General features: G+C 59.3%; 5 protein-coding genes and 2 pseudogenes. 6 read left to right on the plus strand and 1 reads right to left on the minus strand.

Going from position 1 to position 7304, the window contains the following annotated elements; all coding sequences use genetic code 11:
* The 4 genes and pseudogenes from X773_RS76000 to repC all read left to right on the plus strand — a co-directional run.
* A pseudogene (locus tag X773_RS76000) lies at nucleotides 1-376 on the plus strand (integrase); the annotation flags it as partial.
* Nucleotides 377-788: 412 nt separating this feature from the next.
* A complete protein-coding gene (repA, locus tag X773_RS72860) occupies nucleotides 789-2003 on the plus strand; it encodes a plasmid partitioning protein RepA (protein ID WP_023680817.1) in 1215 nt (404 codons plus the stop codon).
* Nucleotides 2003-3034, plus strand: a complete 1032-nt coding sequence (repB, locus tag X773_RS72865; protein WP_023680818.1) for a plasmid partitioning protein RepB — start codon at nucleotides 2003-2005, stop codon at nucleotides 3032-3034. Before repA ends, repB begins: the two co-directional genes overlap by 1 nt.
* 280 nt (nucleotides 3035-3314) lie before the next feature.
* Nucleotides 3315-4689, plus strand: a pseudogene (repC, locus tag X773_RS72870) (plasmid replication protein RepC).
* Nucleotides 4690-4976: 287 nt separating this feature from the next.
* On the opposite strand, the gene X773_RS0140380 reads toward repC, so the two are convergent.
* The gene (locus X773_RS0140380) at nucleotides 4977-5909 is read right to left on the minus strand and encodes a recombinase family protein (protein ID WP_031213393.1); all 933 of its coding nucleotides are present in this window, start codon (nucleotides 5907-5909) and stop codon (nucleotides 4977-4979) included.
* A gap of 275 nt (nucleotides 5910-6184) precedes the next feature.
* Here X773_RS0140380 and X773_RS72880 point away from each other — a divergent pair, with 275 nt between their 5' ends.
* Nucleotides 6185-7243: an RHE_PE00001 family protein gene (locus tag X773_RS72880; protein ID WP_023680824.1), complete on the plus strand. Its 1059-nt coding sequence runs from the start codon at nucleotides 6185-6187 to the stop codon at nucleotides 7241-7243.
* The coding region (locus tag X773_RS79475) for a helix-turn-helix domain-containing protein (RefSeq protein ID WP_348625963.1) at nucleotides 7240-7304 on the plus strand (65 nt) is incomplete at its 3' end. The genes X773_RS72880 and X773_RS79475, both read left to right, overlap by 4 nt.

Below are 7304 nucleotides of genomic sequence, written 5' to 3' on the forward strand. Positions count from 1 at the left end.
AGATCGGACGCGGCTCGTCCGACGCCACCTGCCCTGTCGTCGCCCTGCGGACCTGGTTGAAGCTGGCCCGCATCGCGCTGGGCCCCTCTTCCGCCGTGTTACTGGCCAGTGCAAAGCGGTGGGATCCGAGCGACTCAACGATCAGGAGGTGGCACGATTGGTCAAACGCGCAGCCCTGGCGGCCAGGGAGCGCGGTGATCTCTCGGAGGGGAAGCGGGAGATGAAATTTTCTGGGTACTCGCTACGCGCCGGCCTCGCCTCCTTAGCCGAGGTCAACGAGCGCTATGTTCAAAAACAGCGTGGCCACGCCTCGGCCGAAATACAGCGCCGGCGTGATCGCTTCCGCGTCAATCTTACCAAGGCGAGTGGGCTGTAGCGCAATAAGCCCCCTGCCCTGCCCCATTTCGATGGAGATCCAGGGGGTAACAAGAATCTCCTAGGTGGATTTGTCGGTCGACAGGGCCCGCAAGACTGCTTCGAACTCCTTCCCCAAACAAGGTGAGTCGCCCACGTGGCTCCGCCCGCGAGGGGAACGGTCCCGGTCTGGCGCACGAGATCCCGTCAATATGCGGGTCCACTACCTCTGCTGTTGGCTGGGTCTGACCCTAAGTAACGGAATAAGTGGGACAATCTGCAGTTCGCGAGGATAATCCCGAATTGTCGAGCAGTCGCGTTTAAGTATCTGTTAACCTTAAAGCGCTGGACGAACGTGAAGAATCGTGGCCTACCTTTGTCGGGCAGAGGGCGATAAACCGCCAAAAGGCCGACAATAAGGGTTTGCTACGACAATGGCTGCACAGACTGCGACCGCTGCACCGCAGGAAGATCCGGCGGACAAGATTGTCCGGCATGCCGGCATGCTCTCTAGCCATCTACAGGCCAGACGCCAGCAGATGTATCCGCCTCACGCTCAGAAAAGCCTCAGGTACTTCATGACTCATGAGGTTTCAAGACTTACTTCAATACCTGAATCTACCCTCAAGTTGATGTCGAATGAGGGCAAAGGCCCGGTGCCGGCTCGACTTGAGAACAATCATCGCGCCTACACGCTCGCTCAGATTAATGAACTTCGCGAATTGTTCGCGGCGCAACGCCCTACCGAAGCTTTGCGTTTCTTGCCACATCGGCGTGATGGCGAGCATCTTCAGATTTTAGCCGTCGCTAATTTTAAAGGCGGGAGTGCCAAGACAACGACGAGCGCGCATCTCGCACACTACCTCGCCCTCCACGGCTATAGGGTCTTGGCGATTGACCTCGACCCTCAAGCGTCGCTGTCGGCCATGTTCGGCGCGCAGCCGGAGATGGATGTACAGCACAATGAGACCATCTATGCCGCGTTGCGCTACGATGACGAGCGGCGTCCGATCCGGGAGATAATCCGAAAGACCTATTTTACCGGGATCGACCTGATCCCTGGAAACATTGAGGTCATGGAGTACGAGCATGAAACTCCTCGGTTCTTATCGAAACGGCAAGGCAAGTCCGACAGCATCTTCTTCGAACGGCTTCGGCTCGCGCTGGGAGAGGTCGAAGATGGATATGACGTCGTCATTCTGGATACCCCCCCTTCCCTCGGGTTTTTGACGCTCGGTGCAATCTATGCAGCGACCAGTCTCTTGGTGACGGTCCATCCGGCGATGCTCGACGTGATGTCGATGAGCCAGTTCCTGTTGATGATGGGCGATTTGATATCGGTTATCCGCGACGCAGGAGCAACGATGAAACAGGACTTTCTTCGATACGTCGTTACGCGGCATGATCCGATGGATCATTCTCAAGTTCACGTCGTAACGATGCTCCGACATCTCTTCAGCGAGGATGTCCTTACGTCGACCGCAGTAGAAAGTGCCGCCATCGAGACTGCGGGTCTCGCTAAACGGACCCTGTACGAGCTTGAATCCGGGAACATCTCTGCCGCGACAGCTAAGCGTGCGAGAGAGTCCATCGACGCAGTCAACGATCAAATACTCGGCTTGATTAGCCAGAGCTGGGGACGAACATGATGAGCAAGCGCCTCTCTAGGAGGTCGATTCTGGCGAACTTTAGTTCCTTTTCCGAACCGGACGCGGAAGTTGGTGAGCCGGCGTCCTCAGAGAGCGCGAAGCCTCCGATGCACGCGCAACCCCTGCCTCGCGTGGGTGCAGGCGTGATCGGGGCGACTCAGCGGTCTCTTTCCGAACTCAGGGAAGAACGTGACCGGCTTCAGGCGCTGGTTGACGCCGGCGGCGGAGCCGAGCTGGATCCAAAGTTGATCGATCCATCTCCGTTCCCTGATCGATTGCCGGATGACAGTGATGTCGAGTTCGAGGCACTGAAGAAGCTGATATCGGAGGAAGGCCAAAAGGTTCCGATTCAGGTTCGCCGGCATCCGACCACGGAAGGTCGATACCAGGTCATCTATGGACATCGCCGTTGGCGGGCCGCGGTCGACCTTGGGATTAGCGTCAAGGCGACGGTCGTTGCATTGTCAGACAGCGAGCTTGTCGTTGCACAGGGTATCGAAAATGCGGCCCGCCAGGACTTGAGCTGGATAGAGCGCGCGCTTTTTGCCTGGCGAATGGATGAGGCGGGCATCAAGCCACGAGATATTCGCGCCGCGTTGTCCATCGACGACCCAGAGTTGGCACGCCTCCGCGCGGTGTCTAGAGTGCTTCCACTCGACGTGATTGAGGCAATTGGGCGTGCTCCCAAGGCTGGTCGACCTCGATGGCTCGCGCTGGCGACTACTGTTGGCGCTGACAGCTCTGCGCTTGGTCGGCTGCGAAAAACCTTGTCAGCTGACAAGGTTTTGAGGCTCCCCTCGGATGAGCGGTTCAGGCATGCGCTGAATGCGGTCAAGGTGCCGGCACAGCGCTCGCACAGTGAAATTGAGCTCAGGAGCCCGAATGGCAAAGCCGTTGGGAGGGCAACCTTCTCAGATGCGGCTGTCAAGCTTTCAGTAGGCGGCGAGCACGCTGCAGCATTCAATGCCTTCCTCGAAGCAGAGCTGCCCGTACTGATGGAGCGGTTCTTTTCGAAGGAGCGGCGAGCGTGAATTCAGTCGGGTTCAAACCTTGTCATCTGACAAGGGTGGGCAAAGCGCTGGAAGGGGGTGGATGCCCCGGCCAAAGCCAGACGAAATTGGTGCAACAAACACAGAGGTAGCAAGCGGTAAAAAGAAAGGCCCCCGAAACAGCGTCTCGGAAGCCCCTCTCGTTCGTTTGGCGACAACGAGAATCTCACTTCCGCGAATCACAGTCAAGGGTCTCCTACCGGAGATTGGACGCCATTTTGGTGAGCGCTTTCGCTTTGCCTAAAAGCTGAAGGGCAGAACCATGACTGAACCACTAGCAACGACGCCCTTTGGGCGGCGGCCGATGACGCTTGGCATGATCTCAAGCCAAGTGACTGCAAGGGCGGTGTCGAAGGACGCGACCGTCCACAAATGGCATGTCTTCCAAGATATCAAGGACGCCAGGATCGCTCTGGGCGCCACTGATCGCGCTTTGGCTATTCTCGACGCGCTGTTGTCGTTCCATCCGGACACAGCGCTTTATGGCGACAGCGAACTGGTTGTATGGCCATCCAACGAGCAGCTGATCCGCCGCGCCAATGGTATGCCCCCAACGACCTTACGGCGACACCTGGCCGTTCTGGTCGAGTGTGGATTGATCATCCGTCGGGACAGCCCAAACGGCAAGCGCTTCGCCCGGAAAGGGCAGGGGGGCGAGATCGAGCAAGCCTATGGCTTTGACATCTCGCCGATCGTGGCGCGCGCTGAGGAGTTCAAGGATCTTGCGGATGCGGTGAGATCTGAGAAGAAGGCATTTCGTCTCGTTAAGGAGCGGCTTACCATATGCCGACGTGATATCGTCAAGATGATCGACACCGGCATTGAGGAAGGCGTGCCGGCGAACTGGGGCAGGGTTCAGCAGGCCTACCAGGCGATTGTTGGTCAGATACCACGCACTGCACCTAGGCAGACTCTCGAGGTGATTGCCGAAGAACTTGAAGGCCTTTGGGCTGAAGTGCGTGAAGCATTGGAATCATTTGTAAAAACACAGAAAGTGGACGCCAATGAGTCCCAAAATGGACGCCACATACAGAATTCAAAACCAGACTCTAAATTTGAATCTGAAAACGGCTTAGGAGACAAAGATAAAGCGGGCGCCAACGTTGCGGACACCGACAACGTACGGAGCCTGCCGAAACGCGAACTGCCGCTAGGGATCGTGCTGGATGCCTGCCCGAACATGCTTTGGCTGGTGAAGGGCGGCGGCGGAATCCGCAACTGGCGTGAATTTCTNCGGCGGAATCCGCAACTGGCGTGAATTTCTAGCGGCTGCCGAGGTTGCCCGGCCGACCATGGGCATCAGCCCGAGCGCCTGGGAGGAAGCGCGAACGGCAATGGGTGAGCAGCAGGCGGCGATTACAATTGCCGCGATCTACCAGCGGCAGGACCAGATCAACAGCGCCGGCGGCTATTTGCGCAGCCTGACAGATCGAGCAAAGGTCGGAAAGTTCTCGGTCTGGCCGATGGTGATGGCCTTGTTGCGGGCCAAGCTTGACGCGTCGAAGACGACCGGAACCGGAGCTGAAGCCGCTGCCGTCGATTTGGAGGCGGCAGGCAAGGTTGTACGCACCGAATCCCGGCTGGAAATCAGCGATGCGTTGCGCCGCAGCCTCGACAAGCCAGGGCGCGGATCATGATCAGCCGGGGGGTTTCGATCCGTGGACGGTGGCTGCAGACTTGTGGGGGCGAGCGTCTTATGAGAGCATCGAAGGCATGAAAAACCAACACGACCAGGAACCGACGCCCGATGAAACCGCCGGAATGGTGTGGTGGAACTCACTCGCCGAAACCGATCGAGCGGCTTGGCTGACGCGGGCCGGCAGCGCTGTTCCAGCCGATGCCTGGGCCGCGTACAAGCGGCTCGGGAATGTCGAGCGTCAGCCAAGGACCGTAAACTGAGGACTGTTCTGCAGCGGGATGACGGTCAGCTCGCGGGTAGTTCGGCGACGAGTCCAAGCCGGCGGGCTCGATCGAGTAGGTTCTTGACTGAGGAGGCAGACCATTTTGCGCTTCCTCGTGGGGTTCGCTCATGCAGGCGCTCGAGCTGGCCAGCGATGTCGCGGAGCGACAGGTCTGGGTTAGACTGCGAAATCCCGGCCACAAGAGTCATCAGGCGATCTTCCGGAGGCAGAGGAGACGCCCGCTTTAGCAGTGTGGATTCGGCCAGGTGCTCGGTGACGAGCCACCTCACTGCCCGCCGCAGTCGTTCAGGCGTCCAGTCGAGGCCACGCTGCTTCAGGACTCGAGCGATGTCGTCCCAGTTATGGTCTGGTCGCATCCGGCGGACCGTCGGAAGCCACTGGTTCATAGTTGATTGTAGCCGTCGGCCATAGGATGCCTTTTGCAGCGCGGCCATCTTCGCCAGGGCTTCGGGCCTGCGCTCCCGGATGCCAGGATTACCTGGCAGGCGCCCCTTCGATCGCGCAGCGATGATGCCGGCCTTGGTCCGTTCCGAGATCAGCGCACGCTCGAGCTGGGCAACGGCACCGAGTACCTGTAGCGAAAACATGCCCTGTGGCGTCGACGTGTCGATTGGATCTCGAAGAGATCGGAAATGCGCGCCCTTCTCAGTCAGATCCTCGATCACCTGAAGAAGATGGCTGACCGAGCGCGCAAGGCGATCGAGACGCACGACGACCAGGACATCGCCGGCGCCGATGTCGCTCATCAACCGCTGTAGAGCAGGGCGAGCTCTCGACGCACCGGATCCATGTTCCTGAACGACGACGTCGCAGCCGGCCGATCGAAGCTCAATTTCCTGCGCTTCCGTCGCTTGTTCGTCCGTCGATACGCGCGCGTAGCCGATTTTCCGGCCCTTTGGTCGTCCGGAGCGTCGATCTTGCGCTTCGCGGGCCATGTGCGGCGTCTCTCAGCATGGGAAAGGGGCGTTTGTACAAACACCGAAGATATCAACAAACGATCGTTTGTAAACGTCTCTAGTGCCTTTTTGCGTAGCTCCTACGGCTTCGATGAGCCGGCAAATCAACGTTTTTTAGCCTCTTGAGCGTCCTAGGGCGTGGTGCTGTACAGTCCCGATATGAGGTCATTATCGATAGTGAAAAGCGCGCTAGAGAAAATCCCCGGCAAGTCAACCTAAATGGCCAATAGCTTGACTAGCGCGAATCAGCCATCATGAAAACAATGGCTTACGACATCAGCGATTTGTCCCTGCAAACCCTCATAGGGCCGGTTTCCCGCGCGACCGAGGTTTTGGTCCGCCTCGACGAGCGGGTCGCTCGCTCACCGGTCCGCAACGGCTTTGTCGAGCGCCAGCATTTTGCCGATGCGGCTTCCGCCCTTTGGCTCGAGGGTGAACTCGTGCACCTCGAGGACCTTGTCCTGCACGACGCCCACATGGACATCCGCACCCCGACCCACGAACTCACCCGGGCGCATGCGGTGCTGCGAACCCGCCGGCGCATTTTTGCGCAAAAACCGGACTGGGCGCTCAGCCGCGACGGTTTGTTGTCGCTGTCTGGCCGCATTGGCGCTGTGCCGGCGGCGCAGGGCGAAAAAAACCGGGAAGAGGAGGGGGCTGGAATTGCCTCTATTGAAGCCGACGGTCGGGATGATGCTGAGGACGATCTCCTGGCCGAAGAATTTGCCGAGATCGATGCTGTCCTGGCGCGCTCGTCGAAGATTCTCAGTGGCGCAGACGTGCCTGGTCGAAAGGAGGAAAAGTCACGACGTGACCGGCCGGAGCCGCAAAACGGCCTGATCTACGATCTCGACTGGAATGAAGAAGAACGGCTGGCCGAATGGCAGGCCGTGCTCGCCGACACGCGGGAGTGGCCATTGGTGATGCGCGCCGCGATCCTGCTCGAGGCTTGGCAAAACATCGAGGTGCTGCAGCATGGTGTTTGGCTCGGGCCGCTGCTGGTTGCCGCGCTGTTGCGCCAGGAGGGTCTTGCCGCCCACCATCTCGCCAGCCTGCATCTCGGCGCCAAAAACATTCCGCGCGAGCGGCGACGGGCGCGCAATCGCTCGGACCGGTTGTTGGCTTTTGTCGACGCCATTCACGACGCAGCGCTGGCCGGCTTGAAGGAGCACGACCGGCTGGCGATGGCGAAAAGCCAGATGGAGCGGCGGCTCAAACAACGGCGCGCCAGCTCGAAACTGCCCGACCTGGTCGAGCTCGCGATGTCGCGGCCACTCGTCTCGGCTGGCATAATCCAGGAGCGGCTAAAGTGACAAAACAGGGGGCGCTCAATCTGGTCGGCGAGCTTGGCCTGCGCGAGATGACGGGGAGGGG

Source organism: Mesorhizobium sp. LSJC280B00 (assembly GCF_000502835.1).
Lineage (GTDB): Bacteria > Pseudomonadota > Alphaproteobacteria > Rhizobiales > Rhizobiaceae > Mesorhizobium.